Origin of the sequence: Asticcacaulis excentricus, assembly GCF_003966695.1 — a bacterium.
GTDB lineage: Bacteria > Pseudomonadota > Alphaproteobacteria > Caulobacterales > Caulobacteraceae > Asticcacaulis > Asticcacaulis excentricus_A.
On record NZ_AP018828.1, the window covers coordinates 612618 to 628730 of the forward strand.

Annotated in this window: 14 protein-coding genes; 7 read left to right on the top strand and 7 right to left on the bottom strand. The window is 60.5% G+C overall.

Features of this window, described 5'->3' with window-relative positions; translation table 11 throughout:
* Positions 1–10: 10 nt before the first annotated feature.
* The 6 genes from lpxD (at position 11) to EM6_RS13925 (ending at position 5781) form a co-directional block, all read left to right on the top strand.
* A complete protein-coding gene (gene lpxD, locus EM6_RS13900) occupies positions 11–1024 on the top strand; it encodes a UDP-3-O-(3-hydroxymyristoyl)glucosamine N-acyltransferase (protein ID WP_126423741.1) in 1014 nt (337 codons plus the stop codon).
* 31 nt (positions 1025–1055) lie between these two features.
* On the top strand, positions 1056–1529 hold the full coding sequence (gene fabZ, locus EM6_RS13905) for a 3-hydroxyacyl-ACP dehydratase FabZ (RefSeq protein WP_172961289.1): 474 nt from the start codon (positions 1056–1058) through the stop codon (positions 1527–1529).
* Entirely contained in the window at positions 1526–2311 is a 786-nt protein-coding gene (gene lpxA / locus EM6_RS13910) for an acyl-ACP--UDP-N-acetylglucosamine O-acyltransferase (RefSeq protein WP_126423743.1), read from the top strand. The genes fabZ and lpxA overlap by 4 nt, the downstream gene beginning before the upstream one ends.
* On the top strand, positions 2311–3156 hold the full coding sequence (locus EM6_RS13915) for an LpxI family protein (protein WP_126423744.1): 846 nt from the start codon (positions 2311–2313) through the stop codon (positions 3154–3156). Before lpxA ends, EM6_RS13915 begins: the two co-directional genes overlap by 1 nt.
* A complete protein-coding gene (gene lpxB / locus EM6_RS13920) occupies positions 3125–4306 on the top strand; it encodes a lipid-A-disaccharide synthase (protein WP_126424156.1) in 1182 nt (393 codons plus the stop codon). The genes EM6_RS13915 and lpxB overlap by 32 nt, the downstream gene beginning before the upstream one ends.
* Positions 4307–4587: 281 nt before the next feature.
* On the top strand, positions 4588–5781 hold the full coding sequence (locus tag EM6_RS13925; RefSeq protein WP_126423745.1) for a serine hydrolase domain-containing protein: 1194 nt from the start codon (positions 4588–4590) through the stop codon (positions 5779–5781).
* Positions 5782–5873: 92 nt separating this feature from the next.
* On the opposite strand, the gene gltA is transcribed toward EM6_RS13925, so the two are convergent.
* Entirely contained in the window at positions 5874–7163 is a 1290-nt protein-coding gene (gltA, locus tag EM6_RS13930) for a citrate synthase (protein ID WP_126423746.1), read from the bottom strand.
* 466 nt (positions 7164–7629) lie between these two features.
* On the opposite strand from gltA, the gene EM6_RS13935 reads away from it, so the two are divergent.
* Positions 7630–9762: a ComEC/Rec2 family competence protein gene (locus tag EM6_RS13935; protein ID WP_172961269.1), complete on the top strand. Its 2133-nt coding sequence runs from the start codon at positions 7630–7632 to the stop codon at positions 9760–9762.
* Here EM6_RS13935 and EM6_RS13940 read toward each other — a convergent pair.
* The 6 genes from EM6_RS13940 to EM6_RS13965 all read right to left on the bottom strand — a co-directional run bounded on the left by EM6_RS13940 (position 9694) and on the right by EM6_RS13965 (position 16077).
* Complete coding sequence (locus tag EM6_RS13940; RefSeq protein ID WP_126423748.1) at positions 9694–10200, bottom strand: hypothetical protein; 507 nt, start codon at positions 10198–10200, stop codon at positions 9694–9696. The two genes, EM6_RS13935 and EM6_RS13940, sit on opposite strands and share 69 nt — an antisense overlap.
* 54 nt (positions 10201–10254) lie before the next feature.
* On the bottom strand, positions 10255–10962 hold the full coding sequence (lexA, locus tag EM6_RS13945) for a transcriptional repressor LexA (protein WP_126423749.1): 708 nt from the start codon (positions 10960–10962) through the stop codon (positions 10255–10257).
* 110 nt (positions 10963–11072) lie between these two features.
* Positions 11073–11867 carry an indole-3-glycerol phosphate synthase TrpC gene (trpC, locus tag EM6_RS13950; RefSeq protein ID WP_126423750.1) on the bottom strand — a complete coding sequence of 265 codons (795 nt, stop codon included), beginning with the start codon at positions 11865–11867 and terminating at the stop codon, positions 11073–11075.
* A gap of 3 nt (positions 11868–11870) precedes the next feature.
* Positions 11871–12884 (bottom strand): anthranilate phosphoribosyltransferase, encoded by a 1014-nt coding sequence (gene trpD, locus EM6_RS13955; protein WP_126423751.1) that lies wholly within the window; start codon positions 12882–12884, stop codon positions 11871–11873.
* Positions 12877–13470, bottom strand: a complete 594-nt coding sequence (locus EM6_RS13960; protein ID WP_126423752.1) for an anthranilate synthase component II — start codon at positions 13468–13470, stop codon at positions 12877–12879. The genes trpD and EM6_RS13960 overlap by 8 nt, the downstream gene beginning before the upstream one ends.
* A 177-nt stretch (positions 13471–13647) precedes the next feature.
* Positions 13648–16077 carry a beta-galactosidase gene (locus EM6_RS13965; RefSeq protein ID WP_126423753.1) on the bottom strand — a complete coding sequence of 810 codons (2430 nt, stop codon included), beginning with the start codon at positions 16075–16077 and terminating at the stop codon, positions 13648–13650.
* Positions 16078–16113 lie beyond the last annotated feature (36 nt).

Consider the following 16113-nt stretch of genomic DNA (forward strand, 5'->3'; position numbering starts at 1 on the left):
TTTGCAGGGCATGCCCGATCAAAGATTCTTTGATGTTGCTTCCGAAATCGCCCTTGATGACGTTCTCGGTCTGGCCTTTGCCACCGTGTCGTCGGGTGCAGACCTGACGGCGCTTCGTGTGAACGGCTGCGCCCCCCTGTCGGTGGCGGGGCAGGGCGATGCCGCCTATTTCAGCGACCGTCGCTATCTCGAAAATCTACGTCGCACGCGCGCCGGTTTTGCCTTTGTCCACGAAGCCGATATCGACCATGTGCCTGAGCAAACCGTGGCACTTGTCACCCGCTCACCGCAGGCGTCGTGGTCACGACTGGCGGCGAAGCTGTACAGTCCGCGTCGCCATGAAGGGCCTCAGGCCATTCACCCCACAGCCCAAATCGAAGAGGGCGTGACATTGGGGGTAGGGGTCATTGTCGGGCAGGGGGCGGAGATCGGGTGCGGGTCGCACATCGAAGCCTATACCGTCATTGGTCCGGGCTGTCAGATCGGACGTAACTGTTACATCGGCGCACACGCGACCATCTATTGCGCTCTGATCGGCGATGGCGTGCATCTGGCGTCGGGTGTGCGAATCGGCGAGGCTGGTTTTGGTGTTTCGGGCGATCACGAAGGCCTGATTGATGTGCCGCAACTGGGGCGTGTCATCCTTCAGGATCATGTCTCGATCGGAGCGGGAACCTGCGTTGATCGCGGGGCCTATGACGACACGGTCATCGGTGAGGCTTCAAAGATCGACAATATGGTTCAGATCGCCCATAACGTTAAACTTGGACGTAACGTCATCGTCGCGGCCCATTCCGGGCTTTCTGGTTCCGTTCAGGTGGGGGATGGAGCCATGTTCGGGGGCCGCGCGGGCGTGATCGACCATATTGATATCGGGGCCGGGGCCAAGGTGGCTGCGGGTGCGGTTGTGTTTAAAGACGTCCCTGCGGGACAGATGTGGTCGGGCTTCCCCGCCAGGCCGTCGCGGCAGTTTCTGCGCGAGACGGCCTGGCTGAGCAAGGCCGCCACCAAGTATAAGGGCTAAGAACAGAATGACCACGGATCAAGGCAGCGAGATGCCGGAAGGCGGGGCACCCGAAACCGGTATCGACATCAGCTATCAGGAAGTGATGAAGCGGATTCCGCATCGCTATCCGTTCCTTTTGATTGATCGCGGTGAAAACTGGATCAAAAACAAGAGCATGGTCGGCATCAAGAACGTCACGTTCAATGAGCCCTTCTTCAACGGCCATTTCCCTGAAAACCCGGTCATGCCGGGCGTTCTGATCATCGAGGCGCTGGGCCAGACCGGGGCTGTGCTGATGTCGAAGTCGCTGGATGTTTCTGTCGAAGGCAAGACCATTTTCTTCATGGGCGTCGATGGCGTGAAGTTCCGCAGCCCTGTGCGTCCCGGCGATCAGTTGCGTATGCACGTCGAGGTAACACGTCACCGCGGGGATGTGTTCAAGTTCCGTGGCGAAGCTTTTGTGAACAAAAAAATCGTTTGCGAATGTGAGTTCGCGGCCATGGTGGTCGAGACGCCGCAATGAGCATCCACCCGACGGCTATTATCCATGAAGGGGCGCAACTGGGCGAAGGCGTCAGCGTTGGCCCGTGGTGCATTGTCGGCCCGCAAGCCGTGCTGGGCGACCGCGTAACCCTGCAAGCCAGTGTCGTCATCGAAGGCCATACGGAAATCGGCGCCGACTGTTACGTACATCCCTTTGCGGTTCTGGGCGGCTCGCCGCAGCATCTGGCGCACAAGGGCGAAGATACCCGCCTTGTCGTCGGTGAACGCAATCAGATCCGCGAACACGTCACCATGCATACCGGCACGGTGAAGGGTGGAGGCGTGACAAAGGTCGGCAATGACTGTCTGTTTATGGTCGGCAGCCACGTGGCCCACGACTGCGTCGTCGGCAATAATGTGGTGTTGGCCAACAATGCCTCTCTGGGCGGGCACGTAAAGGTCGGTGATTTCGTGTTTCTGGGGGGCCTGTGCGGCGTGCACCAGTTCGCGCGCATCGGCCGCTACAGCTTTGTCGGCGGCGCGGCCATGGTGACCAAGGACGTCATCCCCTACGGTTCGGTGTGGGGCAATCACGCGCGTCTGGAAGGCCTCAATCTGGTGGGGCTGAAGCGTCGCGGTTTCTCGCGCGACCTGATCCTGTCGCTGCGCACGGCCTATCGCATGATGTTCGCACCGGAAGGCACGTTTCAGGAGCGTCTGGACGACGTGCTGGAAAACTTCAGCGACATTCCGCAGGTGGTTGAAATCGTTCAGTTCATCCGCGAAGACTCCAACCGTCCCATCTGCCTGCCGGTCGAGTGATGGACAAGCTCGGCCTTATTGCCGGCGGCGGGCTGGTGCCGGTCGAAATCGCTCGTTACCTCAAACGCAGCGGGCGACCCTATTGCGTCATCCGACTGGAAGGGCTGGCGGACACTGAACTGGCGGACCATCCCGGTCACGATATTGACGTTGGCCATTTCCAGAAGATCTTTGTCGCCCTGGCGCAGGAAGGCTGCCGTGCCGTCTGCATGGTTGGATACGTCAAGCGCCCGGACTTCGATGCCATGCAACGCGACGAGGGCGGGGCGGCGCACCTGCCAGGCATTCAGGCGGCCGGACGCGGCGGCGACGACTCGCTCCTGCGGCAAGTTGCCCGAGTGTTTGAAAGTCAGGGCTATGCCATAGAGGGGGCGCACGAGGCCAATCCGGAACTGTGCCTCGAAGAGGGGCTTCAGGCCGGTGAGGCGCCGTCTCCGGAAGCCCGTGAGGATGTGGAAGAGGCCTTTCGCGTCGCGCACGCGCTTGGGGCGCTGGATATTGGTCAGGCGGCGGTCGTCGCCGGACGAATCACGCTGGCGGTCGAGGCACAGGAAGGCACGGACGCGCTTCTGAAGCGTGTGGCGACCCTGTCGCCGGTACTTATCGGCACGCAGGACCGGCGCAAGGGTGTGCTGGCCAAGGTGCCCAAACCGATACAGGATTTGCGGCTCGACATGCCGACCATCGGCGTGCAGACGGTCGAGGCGGCAGCGGCGGCGGGTCTTTGTGGAATTGTCGGGCAGGCGGGGGCGCTGCTCGTCGTGGACAAGGCGCGCGTCTATGCCCGCGCCGCCGAACTGGGACTTTTCATCTATGGACACGCCGCCCCCGCTCAAACCGACTAAGCTGATGCTGGTCGCCGCCGAAGCCTCCGGCGACATGCTGGGGGCCGGGCTGATGCGTGAATTGCAAAGGCAATCACCCGTTCCACTCACCTTTTGCGGCGTCGGTGGGCAGCGTATGGCCGAACTGGGCGTCAAGAGCCCGTTCGATATCTCAGAACTTTCGATTCTGGGCCTGATCGAAGGGCTGAAGGCCTATAGGCGCGTCAAGCTGCGTGTCGCGGATACGGTGGCGCAGGCGCTCAGGGAAAAGCCTGACGCTGTTGTGCTGATCGATTCGTGGGGTTTTACGCTGCGTGTGGCGCACGGCATCCGCGCCGTCCTGCCTGACGTGCCATTGATTAAATATGTTGGGCCGCAGGTGTGGGCCACCCGTCCGGGGCGTGCCAAAACACTGGCGCAAAGCGTTGATCTGCTGCTGGCCCTGCACCCGATGGACGCCCCCTATTTTGAAAAAGAGGGGCTAAAGACCGTCGTTGTGGGCAATCCGGCCCTGAATGTCGATTTCGGCACTGCCGATCCCGACGGTCTGCGCGGGCAACTGGACATAGGCGAGGCGCCTCTGCTGCTGGTCCTGCCGGGCAGCCGCCCCTCCGAAATCAAACGCCTGATGCCGGTCTTCCGTGAGACCATCGAGACCCTGTCGCGGCAGCGTCCCGAACTGATCTTCGTCGTGCCCGTGGCCGATACGGTGCGCGATCAGGTGCGCGACGGTCTGGCGGGCGTGCAGGCCCCGCTGCACCTGATCGACAACGAAACGGATAAACTTTCGGCCATGCGTGCGGCGACCGTGGCGCTCGCCTGTTCGGGCACGGTGACGACCGAACTGGCTTTGGCCGGCTGTCCGATGATCGTGGCCTATAAGGTCGAACCCCTGACCTATTTCCTGTTCAAACACATGTCGCCGCTTACCCACGTCACCCTGTTCAACATCATGGCAGGGAAGGGGGTGGCCCCTGAATTTATCCAGCACGACTGTACAACGGCCAATCTGGTCGCTGCGCTCAGCCACAGACTGGACGATCCGGCCTTCCGCGCTACCCAGATCGAGGCGCAATACGCCGCCCTCGACCTGATGGGCCGCGGACAACCGGCCCCGGCCATCCGCGCCGCCGAAGCCGTATTGCAGCACCTGAGCCTGACACAGATGTGAGGAGAGGGGTGCCCAGAGCGGTATGGTTTTAGGTAGAAGCATCATCCCGCTCTAAACTTCTGTTTTGTCGCGCAATTTTTCCGAAAAGTGCCAAGACGATTTCATGGCACTTTATCGGATTGCGCTCGAGATACCCCTTTCCCCATACCGATTCTCGCCCAATTCTGCGTCTATAGCGTCCCGTTCTGATATTCCCGTGATCCGTTTGGGCGTTAACTCAGGCTTAAGATGTCGGTAGCACATCCTTTACCATGATCCGATTTTCGTATCCTTTGGGGGGTATGACGCGCCGTGCGGCGGTGGCCTTGAGTCTGGCGGCTCTGGGCGGCAGCGTCTTGCGCCCTCAGCCGTCTATGCAGGGCGCGTCCGGCGGTATGGGGCCCGACGCACCTGCGCTGAAAGACTGGCCCACGCTGGACGCACTGGCGCAGGCCATGATCGACACCCGCCTGACGCCGGGACTGAGCCTGAGCATCATGCACAAGGGCGTCATGCTCTATTCCAGGGGGTTCGGGCAGTCGGATATCGACAGTGCGGTCTCTATCACGCCGCAAACGAGCCTGCGCATCGCCTCGATCACCAAGCAGTTCACCGCTGTGGCCATTTTGCTGCTGGCCGAACAGGGACAACTCAATGTCCATGATCCGCTATCGAAATTCCTGCCGGATTTTCCGCGCGCCGCTGAGGTCAGCCTGCACCAATTGATGAGCCACACCTCCGGCATGGGCGATTATATCAACCGTCAGGACCACAGCATTCTGGACGCGGCGCGTACCCGCGATTACAGCACAGACGACGTTCTCAAACTGATCCGTGCGGGCAAGCCGCTCTATCGCTTTGCACCGGGCATGGGATGGGCCTATTCCAATTCCGGCTATACCCTGCTGTCGTCGATCGTTGAGCGTTTATCGGGTCAGAGCTTTGCCGATTTTTGCCGCAAGCATCTGTTTGAGCGCGCGGGCATGGCCAATACGACCATCGACCAGAGCTGTGAGGTCACCAATGCCGTGACACGTGGCTATACGCCGACCAGAGGGGGCTTCCTGCCCAACCTGCCCGTATCGCCCACCTTCCTGCGCGGGGCCGGGGCCATCCGTTCGACAACCGAAGACCTGTGTCGCTGGCACGCGGCCCTGCTCAATCATCAGATCATCAAGCCCTACAGCCTTGAGGCCATGATGACACCGGCCCTGCTGAAAAACGGCAAACCCGCGTGGGAGCGCCAGGGCTATGAGCCCCTGAACTACGGCTTCGGTGTCGGGTTGGGCGTCACCGAAGACAGCCGCCGTTACTGCACACACGGCGGGCGGATCAACGGCTTCACGGGCCATCTGCGCAGTTTTATCGCCGAGCAGGTGACGCTGGCCATCCTCTATAATTGCGATGGCGGCGGGTCGGCGCAGTTCAGCGCCGCCCAGAAGGCGCTGAGGCAGGAGGCGTCGCGTCTGGGGCTCGAGGCCGCCAGCCAGACCTGACGAGTGTGGTGCCTTTGTCCCGCTCAGCCCTCTGATTAAACACAAAAAAAGCCCGCCGTTTCCGGCGGGCTTTTCTGTTTTAAATGAGGGATTTAGCCGCGTTGCGACAGCGGCACGAAGTCGCGTTGCGTTGCACCCGTATAGAGCTGACGCGGGCGGCCGATCTTCTGGCCCGGATCTTCGATCATTTCCTTCCACTGGGCGATCCAGCCCACGGTGCGCGCCAGAGCGAACAGCACGGTGAACATGGTGGTCGGGAAGCCCATGGCCGACAGGGTGATGCCGGAATAGAAATCGACGTTCGGGAACAGCTTGCGCTCGATGAAGAAGTCGTCCTTCAGGGCGACGGCTTCCAGTTCCTTGGCGACCTGGAACAGAGGGTCGTTTTCACGGCCCGTGGCGGCCAGAACTTCGTAGGCCGAGGTCTGCATGACCTTGGCGCGCGGATCGTAGTTCTTATAGACGCGGTGACCAAAGCCCATCAGCTTGTAGCGACGGTCCTTCACCCCGGCGATGAATTCCGGGATCTTTTCCGGCGTGCCGATTTCACGCAGCATGTTCAGCGCTTCTTCGTTGGCCCCACCGTGCGACGGGCCCCACAGGCAGGCGATGCCGGCGGCGATACAGGCGAACGGGTTGGCACCCGACGACCCGGCCAGACGAACCGTCGAGGTCGAGGCGTTCTGTTCGTGATCGGCGTGCAGGATGAAGATGCGGTCCATAGCGCGCACCAGCGCCGGATCGACCACATAGTCTTCTGCCGGAACAGCGAAGCACATACGCAGGAAGTTTTCGGCGTAGGAGAGGTTGTTCTTCGGATGCACGAAGGGCTGACCGACGCTGTATTTGAAGGCGCGCGCGGCGATGGTCGGCATCTTGGCGATCAGGCGGTGCGCCGAGATTTCGCGCTGCTGAGCGTCATGGATGTCGAGGCTGTCGTGATAGAAGGCCGACAGGGCGCCGACCGCGCCGGTCATGATGGCCATCGGGTGCGCATCGCGGCGGAAACCGTCAAAGAACCGGTCGAACTGCGCGTGCAGCATGGTGTGACGGGTGATGGTGCTTTCGAACTTTTCGTACTCAGCGGCCGACGGCAGTTCGCCGTGCAGCAGCAGGTAGCAGGTTTCGAGGAAGTTCGACTGCGAGGCCAGTTGATCAATCGGGTAGCCGCGGTGCAGCAGCACGCCCTGATCACCGTCAATATAGGTGATCTTCGACTCGCACGACGCCGTGGAGGTAAAACCCGGATCGTAGGTGAAGGCATCGGACTGCGCATAGAGCTTACGAATGTCGATCACGTCCGGGCCGAGCGAGCCCTTCAGGATCGGCAGATCTATGACCTTGTCGCCTACGGTGACTTTGGCGGGAGGTGTCTGGGTCATGACGTGCTTACCTCTTATCTTTGTGTGCAATGCAAACGGCATTTTCGTTGCACCTGCTATATAAAGTGCAAACCTAAATGAAAAGAGCCTCTTTCATCAGTCCGTGCGCGACTGTGAGGCACCAAGGCGCCGGGTGGCATGGATTGACGCTTTCGTTAGCCTTTTGAAGGGGGGGGGCGGGGCTCGGATTCAGATTAAAAACTGAAATATATATATGATGTTAAACGCATTTTTTATGTGTATGCCGAGGTCACTCAGAGTTACAACTTGTCTGACTTAACAATTTTTTGTGAACCCTGACACCATGCGATTTTAGCCGTAGTGTCTCTTCCCTCCGCAGCATTTTATCGCTAGTGAAAATTATTTTCATAAATGGAGGCGAATTTCACGCCTCTCTTGCCTCCCGCGCAAGGGCATGTTTTGTAAGTCAGGGATGTGTTCAGCAGAGGTGACGGGGGTAGGGGGATTGCAGCGGCTTCGCGTCTGGCTTTCGCACATCCGGGCCATTGATTGGGCGCAGTCTCTGCGGCAATCGCTTGCCCAGCAGGCCGGCCGTCTGGTGCTTTGGCTGCCTGTGGCCCTGGGCGCGGGATGCGCCGTTTATTTGAGCCTGCGTTTTGAGCCGCCCTGGCTGTGGATTTTACCTGTCATGGGTGTCGCGGGGGGTATCTATGCCCTGTCCTTGTGGCGGCAATGGCCGTCTGTCGTTCGCCACGGCCTTCTGTTCATCGTGATGTTCACGCTGGGGGTGGGCTTATGCAAACTGCGCACCGAGCGCGTAGAGGCCCCGGTGCTGGTGTCCCAGCAGACGCAATTCCATCTCGATGCGGTGATTATGGATATAGTCGGCACCGACAGTTCGGAACCTAAACTTTTGCTGGCGCCGCTGAGACTGTCGGGCGTCGCGCCGGAACAGACGCCTATCCGCGTGCGTCTCAGCCTGCGCACTTTGCCGCCGGATCTGACCCCCGGTCAGGCCATCTCTGTCTTTGCCATCCTCCACCCACCGGCGGGGCCGAGTATTCCAGGCGGATACGACTATGCACGCACGGCTTGGTTCGATGCGGTGGGGGCCGTGGGGTTTGCGCCCGGCCGCATTCGAACCATCGACACCCCCCCGCTACCGGCACGGCTGCAAAGGATCGTAGCGCTCAATCACCTGCGTTGGGAGGTGACTCAGCGTCTGATGGCGCAGATTCCGGATACGCGCATGGGCGGGTTTGCCGCCGCCATGGTGACGGGGCATCAGGCTTTTCTGGCCCCTGAACTGGTTGAAGACATGCGCGATTCGGGGCTGGCGCATATTCTGTCCATCTCCGGTCTGCATATGGCGATTGTCGGCGGCTTTGCCTTCTTCGCCTGCCGGGGCGCGCTGGCCCTGAGCCCACCGATCGCGCTGAGATATCCGATCAAGAAATGGGCCGCCGCATTGGGGATGATCGCCTTGGCGCTTTATCTGGCCCTTTCGGGCGCCCCGGCCCCGGCGATCCGCGCCGCCGTGGTCGCGTGGGTAGCCTTTGGGGCCATTCTGTTTGACCGTCGGGCATTGAGTTTGCGCGCTCTCGCCATAGCCGCCCTCATCGTGTTGCTGCTGATGCCCGAAGCCGTACTGGAACCGGGGTTTCAGATGTCGTTTTGCGCCACGGCGGCGCTTCTGGCACTGGCCGAAGTGTCGCGTAACCCGGTGCGCGAACTGGATGTGCCGTGGTGGGTGCGCAGTTGGCAGGGCCTGTGGCACGGACTGAAGGTCTCGGTGCTGGCTTCGACGGTGGCCGGGTTGGCCACCACCCCCTTCGGTGTCTTCTATTTCAGCCGCGCCCAGATGTATGGTCTGTTAAGCAATCTGCTCGAAGCCCCGATCACCGGCTTTATCGTTATGCCGGCGCTGGCGCTGGGCACCGTGATGAGTGGCACGCCTTTCGGGGCCCCTATCCTGTGGGTGGCGCAGCAGGGGCTGTCTGTGATCGCGGCCATCGCGGGCTTTGTGGCCGATTTACCCGGCGCGGTGTTGACGGTGGCGGCCCCGCCCAATCTGGCTTTGGCCCTGTCCACCGCCGGAGTCTTGTGGATGTGTCTGATCCGCGGGCGGGTGCGCTGGGTCGGGCTATTAGCGGCTCTGGCGGTGATCTACTGGCCGCGTGAGACAGCACCGGATATCTGGCTGGAGGCCGAAGGTAGCAATGCGGCGCTCCGCGTTGATGGCACGGCCTATAGCCTGCGTCCCACTGTGCGCCAGTATGGCTATCAGTTGTGGTTGAAACACTATGCGCTGAACGATGCCCCTCAGAGGGGCCCGCAGGACTATGTGTGCAAAAGCTATGTCTGCCTACCCACGGCCACCGCACCTTACCGCGTCGGTTTCGCGTTCGGCCGCAAAGTCCCCAAGCCTGAACAGATAGTGGCCCTGTGCCAATCCGCTGATCTGATCGTGCTGCGATCTCAGGTGGCCGAATGGCCCGCCAACTGTGCCGGTGTCAACCGCATTACCGCCTCAGACTTCGAGCGGTTGGGGGCCATGGAACTGACGCGATCAGGTTCGAAACACTGGCACATCCACGCCGCTAAACCTTTGAGAGGTCAGAGGCCATGGGTACATTAAGCCCGCCGTTCGGCCTTCCGCATCTGTCTTATCTGATCCCGCCTTACGTGACGGTCTGGACCTGTGCTGACGGGCGCCTTTTATAGCCAGACGCAAAGGCCGGGCGATCCTATGGTTTATCCAAAGTCTAACCCGGTGCGGAAAGTCTCTGATGTGGCTGAAAACCTGGCTCAGCGTGAGAATGGCCGCAATTTCGGCATAGACGGCGGTATCTGCGGCGACCAGAAACACCACCTCAGCCGGAAACGCCGGGGCGAACGAGACCACCGTGGCGACAAAGGCCGCAGCAAACACCACTTTCGACCATGTAAGCGTGTTAAGTCCCTTCGCCAGACGGTCGATCAGAAGGCCTTTAAGGCGGTGACCTATCCGGGTTTCCGGAAATAAAACGGCAACGCCATAGGCCATGAGTATCGCATAAAGAACAGAAAACCCCATATCAGCCTCCACGAGAGCGATATGGGGTGCAGCGGTCGCCAAACAAGACGCGATTTAATGATACCGGCGCATCAGACCGACCAGCTTGCCCTGAACGGCCACTTCGTCAGCATTGTAGATTCGGGTCTTGTAGGCCGGGTTGGCCGCCTCAAGGGCAATCGAGGCCCCTTTTTTGCGGAGGCGTTTCAAGGTGGCGGTGTCGCCATCGACCAGCGCCACGACGATTTCGCCCGACTGCGCCGAGTCCGACTTCTTGATAATCACATAATCGCCGTCAAGAATACCGGCATTGATCATCGAATCACCTTCGATTTCCAACAGATAGTGCTCGCCCGAGCCGACGAAGATTTCAGGCACGCGGATACGGTCGCGTTCGGCCCCCAGCGCTTCGATGGGGACACCCGCCGCAATCTTGCCCAGCAGAGGCAGTTCGCGGCCTTCGTCATTGGCGGGTTTGGACGCCGGGGCCGGGGCAGTGGGGCGCGTACCCTCGACCACCTGCGGCACAAAGGCCTGACGACCACGCGGCGGAGCGGCGGTCGTGGCCTGATCCGGCAGCTTGATGACTTCCAGAGCGCGGGCCCGGTGCGCAAGGCGGCGGATGAAGCCGCGTTCTTCAAGGGCGGTAATCAGTCGATGAATCCCCGACTTCGACGCCAGATCCAGCGCCTCCTTCATCTCATCAAAGGACGGAGACACCCCCGTTTCCTTGATGCGTTCATGAATGAACATCAGAAGTTCGCGTTGTTTGGTCGTCAGCATAGGTCCACTCGCTGCAAAAGTTTGTCCCCGGACATGGCAATATTTAGCGCATGAATGGTGAACAAGTCATGAACTTGTGCAAAGTGTTCTGTATGCGTTCTTGAGCCTTGTCAAGCGGGCGTGAGCAGATTCTTCGCCGCCTGAGTGACGTCGCCCTGCCGCATCAGGCTTTCGCCGACCAGCATGGCCGTGGCCCCGGTTTTTTCGAGACGCGCCACGTCCTGCGGCGTGAAGATACCGCTTTCGGCCACCAGAACGTGCTGCGGTCCGACCATGGCCGACAACTCTTCAGTCGTTTTCAGATCGACGTCAAAAGTTCTTAAGTTTCGGTTGTTTATACCGATCAGCGGAGAGGCAAGCTTAAGCGCGCGCTCCATCTCAGGCGCGTCGTGTACTTCGACCAGGGCATCCATGCCATAGGCATGGGCCGCCGCGATCAGATCGGCGGCGAGGGCGTCGTCGATCATGGCCATAATCACCAGAATGGCGTCGGCCCCAAGGCTGCGTGACTCGGCGACCTGCCACACATCGACAAGAAATTCCTTGCGGATGCAGGGCAGGGTGACGGCGTTGCGGGCCGCCACAAAGTGCGATTCGTGCCCCATAAAGCTGGGCGCATCGGTCAGGATCGACAGACAAGACGCTCCGCCGGCCTGATAGGCCGCCGCCAATTCAGCCGGTTCGAAATCCTCACGAATCAGACCTTTGGAGGGGCTGGCCTTTTTGACCTCGGCGATCAGAGACAGGCTGCGCGGCTGTTTATGGGCCGCCAGCGCGCGTTGAAAGCCGCGTGGTGCACTAACGTCCTTGATGCGCGCCTCCAGAATCGCCAGAGACGCCGCAGGCTTGCGTTCGGCGACTTCCGTGCGCTTGTAGGTGGCGATCTTTTCCAGAATATCGGACATGTCTTAGCTGTTCGTTAGGGTGACGAGTTGGTCGAGCGCGGCCAGGGCCTTGCCGTTATCGAGGCTGGCGGCGGCGTGATCCAGCCCGTCTCGCAGAGTCTCCACCGCCCCGCCGACCAGGAAGGCCGCCGCGGCATTGAGCATGACGATATCGCGATAGGGGCCTTTTTCGCCCTCAAGCAGGCGACGCAGGGCCGTGGCATTGTGCTCGGGTGCGCCGCCCGTGATGTCAGCCAGCGCCGCGCGTGGCAGGCCCACGGCTTCGGGGGTGATGGTGAACAGGCGCAACTTGCCGTCCCTCCATTCCGCCACCTCGGTTTCGCCCGTGGTGGTCAGTTCATCCAGACCGGAACCGTGCACAACCCAGGCATGAACGGCCTCAAGCTGACCCAAGGCCTTGCCAATCGGCTCGATAAAGCGCGGGGAGGGCACGCCCACCACCTGACGGCGCGCACCGGCGGGATTGGTAAGGGGACCCAGCAGGTTGAAAATGGTGCGGAAACCGAGCTGCTGACGGATCGGGGAGACGTGTTTCATCGCCCCATGATGCGCTACGGCGAACAGGAAGCAGATACCGGCTTCGTCCAGCGCCTTGCGCTGCTGCTCCGGCGTGGCGTCGATATTGACGCCCAGCGCCGCGAGAACATCGGCCGTGCCGGATTTTGAGGTGATGGCGCGGTTGCCGTGCTTGGCGACCTTGAGCCCGCCGCCGGCCGCCACAAAGCCCACGGCTGTGGATATGTTGAGCGTGTGCAGGCCGTCACCACCTGTGCCGCAGACATCCACCGTGTCATAGGGATGGTCGAGCGTTTTGGCGGCGGCCCGCATGGCGCGGGCGCAGGCAGCGATTTCACCGACGGTTTCACCGCGCAGGCGGATGGCGGTCACGGCGGCGGCCACCTGAGCCGGGGTCGGTTCGCCGCGCAGACAAGCAGAAAAGAAGATTTCGGCGTCGGCGTCGGACAGGGTCTGACCGTCCGCCAGCTTGGCCAGCAAGGGTTTGAAGGCGTCAGACATAGAGGTTGTGGCTCTCGATACCGGCCAGTCGCAGGAAGTTGGCCAGAATCTGATGACCGCCTTCGGTGGCGATGGATTCCGGGTGGAACTGCACGCCGTGTATGGGTCGCGTGCGGTGCTGAACGCCCATGATTTCGCCGTCTTCGGTCCAGGCGGTGACGATCAGATCGTCCGGCAGGGTTTCGCGCTTGATGGCCAGCGAGTGATAGCGCGTCGCTGTGAACGGATTGGGCAGGTCCTTGAACAGGCCGATGTCTTTGTGATGGATCTGGCTGGTCTTACCATGCATCAGCGTCTTGGCGCGGATAACGTCGCCACCATAGGCCTGACCGATCGACTGATGCCCCAGGCAGACGCCAAAGATCGGCAGGTCTTCGGGCGCAGCGCGCAGCAACGGCAGGCAGATGCCGGCCTGATCCGGCGCGCATGGTCCGGGCGACAGCAGAACCGCCTTGGGCTTTAGCGCCAGCGCGTCCTGAACGCTCAGCGCGTCGTTGCGGTACACCTGCGTTTCCGCGCCCAGTTCCGCCAGATAGTGCACCAGATTATAGGTGAAGCTGTCGTAATTATCGATGACAAGGATCATGGCCAACTCCCATGCAAGCGATATAGGCAAAGGCGGCGCAAAAACCAAACGGAAATGGCTCAACGCCCGGACGTTTCAACGGTTTCACGTCTGAGCACGCCTAAATTTCCCATAAGATTTATTATGCGGAATTTGACTCATGATAGGATGGGCAGGCTCTTAGGCCCGCCTTCCGATCTATTTCAGCGTCAGTTCGTATTCGGGCGTCAGTCGGATCGCGTCGATGCGCGCCACCTGACCCTCTGCGAATTGCGGCTTCACACTGGCGTCGAAATAGACTTTTGAATCTTCGCGCAACGGCATGACGCTGAGCGTCAGCGGCTGCGTCAGCTTGTCGGCATAACGCTTGAGCCCAATACGCCATGTCCGCCCGATATAGTATTCGTCGTCGAGCATCTGCGGCCCTGAAAACAGCCTTGCCACATCGCCCTGATAATCGACGTCCAGATAGACGTCGGATACCCCTTTCAGTGCGTCCTTGGGCACCTTCACAGTCCACGCCGCCGAAGCCCCGAAGCTCTCCGGTTCAGGTACGATGGGTGTGTTTCTTGGCCCCCAGGTCTTCAGCGGCGGCGCCTTGCCGGCCGGGCGCAGAAGCTGCCATTCAGCGGTGAGTTTGACCTCTGGCGCCGTGGCTGACCAGCTTTGAAACAGGCCCTTTGATTCTTCACGTTTTAGTTTCAGATTTGCAGAAAAATTATCTGATAAATATGGATAAATCGCAAATTTAAATTGAGGGTCGGTTTGCCGGAACGTCGCGCCACCCTCCGCGTTGCCAAAGACGTGCGCCGCACTCAAAATCAGATGCGGACGGCCCTGCACGGTAACGGTAGTCAGGCTCTGCGCCTGAGCTTCGCTGAGCAAAAGCAGGCGTGCGGTCTTGCCGTTTGTGCCGGTGACCGTAACGATGCGCCCCGTGTCGGGCAGCACCCGTATCTGCGCCCCCTGCTGGGTCTTTTTCGCCCCCGCAACGGTACGCACGGCATTCGTTTCAAAGACAAATTCCGGCTCGATCTGACCCGTCGCGGCGAACACATAGAGATCGCCCTTCCCGTCATCGAACTTGGTCACCGGCTGGGCCGTCGCCCAAAGGAGATTGATGCCGGACAGGTCGAAATGGACGGGCCAGATGAAGGCGGCCCCTTCTTCGACTGTCACGCCTTTCGACGGCAAGGTTACGCTTTTATCGCTAAGTTTAACCTCAAAGCGCGTATCCGGATGCGCGGGCGTGGCGTACTGGCGCACGTGATTATTGACGAAGACAAAACCCGACCGACCATCGCCTCGAAACGCCCAGCGCAGGGTTGTCAGATCATCGGCGGCTGCCGGTTTTATCTCCGGCGCATAGACGGCCATTGGGGCCAGACGATCCCCGAAGGTCTGAAGGAAGGCGTGAATGGGTTTGAGTTTGTTCAGGACCGGGTGCGCCTGACCATATTGGCCCAGAGGCGCCTGAAAATCGTAGCCGAACTTAGGCACATCGTTATACCCGCCGCTGGCCATGCTTTCGTCGCGTGACGGCGAGCCCGACGGGTTCTGCCCGCCCTGAAACATATAATAGCCCAGAAGATTGACACCTGAGCCGACCTTGGTGATCACCATATCGGCGATATCGTCGGGGCTGATTAAAGGACGGCGACGATACATTTGCGGCACACCGCCACCATATTCCGCGCCAAAGAAGGGCGTGATGTCGCTGTCGCGCGCACCGTCATCCTGTGTTGAGGTGCGCCCCTGCGCCCCCAGACCCTTCTCATTACGCACGCCAAACTGAAACAGATAGCTCGACTTGGGCGGCAGTAGGCCCGATGAGGCCGACCATGGTTCATCGACATAAGAGCCGAACACCGGGATCACCTCGCCACGCGGAAAGACCGCATTGTCCCAGCCGGTCACCGTGTACAGCGGCACATCAAAACCATGCGCGCGCAACATCTCCTTCAATCGGGAAATATGATCGCGCCCCTGAAGCGGCCCTGTGCGGTTATATTCGTTTTCGATCTGGATGCCGATAACGGGGCCGCCGTCCTTCCACAAAAGCCCCCTCGCCTGTTCGGCAACCTGTCCGAAAAAGGCATCGACATAGCCAAGATAGGTCGGGTCATTGCCGCGCGTCGGGACGGAATCGACCACCCAGTCCGGAATGCCGCCAAAGCGCACTTCCGCATGGGCCCAAGGGCCGGGACGCAGATAGACATACAAGCCGTGTTTCTGCGCTAACTGTATGAATTTACGAAGGTTTCGGTTGCCGCTCCAGTCGAAGCTGCCAGGGCGCTCCTCATGGTGTTGCCAGATGACATAGGTGGCGACGACAGTAACACCCGCCGCCTTCATCTTGAGGAGCTGTTCTTCCCAGTATTGTTCCGGAAAACGTGTATAATGAAATTCCCCCATAACCGGCAAAACGGGTTTGCCAGCAAGCGTCAGATAGCGATCATTGACGCTGATGACCTGCCCCGAAGGCGACAGGCCGGTCCCCATTTTCAACAGACCTTCACGCGGCGCCGGAGGCGCCATCTGCGCATCGACCCGCACGGTTTCCGCCGAGGCGAGCCCGCATAGCAGGCTCAGCACAGCCGTCGAGGCGGCCAGAAGATTTCCGTTCATTGGCATTTCCCTCTTTTTTTGATTGGGAAATTTGTA

What these genes read in the sequence shown, in the direction of transcription:
- trpD (WP_126423751.1), bottom strand. Translation starts at nt 12,884, where the DNA reads ATGTCTGACGCCTTCAAACCCTTGCTGGCCAAGCTGGCGGACGGTCAG.
- lexA (WP_126423749.1), bottom strand. Translation starts at nt 10,962, where the DNA reads ATGCTGACGACCAAACAACGCGAACTTCTGATGTTCATTCATGAACGC.
- EM6_RS13925 (WP_126423745.1), top strand. Translation starts at nt 4,588, where the DNA reads ATGACGCGCCGTGCGGCGGTGGCCTTGAGTCTGGCGGCTCTGGGCGGC.
- gltA (WP_126423746.1), bottom strand. Translation starts at nt 7,163, where the DNA reads ATGACCCAGACACCTCCCGCCAAAGTCACCGTAGGCGACAAGGTCATA.
- EM6_RS13940 (WP_126423748.1), bottom strand. Translation starts at nt 10,200, where the DNA reads ATGGGGTTTTCTGTTCTTTATGCGATACTCATGGCCTATGGCGTTGCC.
- lpxD (WP_126423741.1), top strand. Translation starts at nt 11, where the DNA reads ATGCCCGATCAAAGATTCTTTGATGTTGCTTCCGAAATCGCCCTTGAT.
- fabZ (WP_172961289.1), top strand. Translation starts at nt 1,056, where the DNA reads ATGCCGGAAGGCGGGGCACCCGAAACCGGTATCGACATCAGCTATCAG.
- EM6_RS13915 (WP_126423744.1), top strand. Translation starts at nt 2,311, where the DNA reads ATGGACAAGCTCGGCCTTATTGCCGGCGGCGGGCTGGTGCCGGTCGAA.
- EM6_RS13965 (WP_126423753.1), bottom strand. Translation starts at nt 16,077, where the DNA reads ATGAACGGAAATCTTCTGGCCGCCTCGACGGCTGTGCTGAGCCTGCTA.
- lpxA (WP_126423743.1), top strand. Translation starts at nt 1,526, where the DNA reads ATGAGCATCCACCCGACGGCTATTATCCATGAAGGGGCGCAACTGGGC.
- EM6_RS13960 (WP_126423752.1), bottom strand. Translation starts at nt 13,470, where the DNA reads ATGATCCTTGTCATCGATAATTACGACAGCTTCACCTATAATCTGGTG.
- lpxB (WP_126424156.1), top strand. Translation starts at nt 3,125, where the DNA reads ATGGACACGCCGCCCCCGCTCAAACCGACTAAGCTGATGCTGGTCGCC.
- trpC (WP_126423750.1), bottom strand. Translation starts at nt 11,867, where the DNA reads ATGTCCGATATTCTGGAAAAGATCGCCACCTACAAGCGCACGGAAGTC.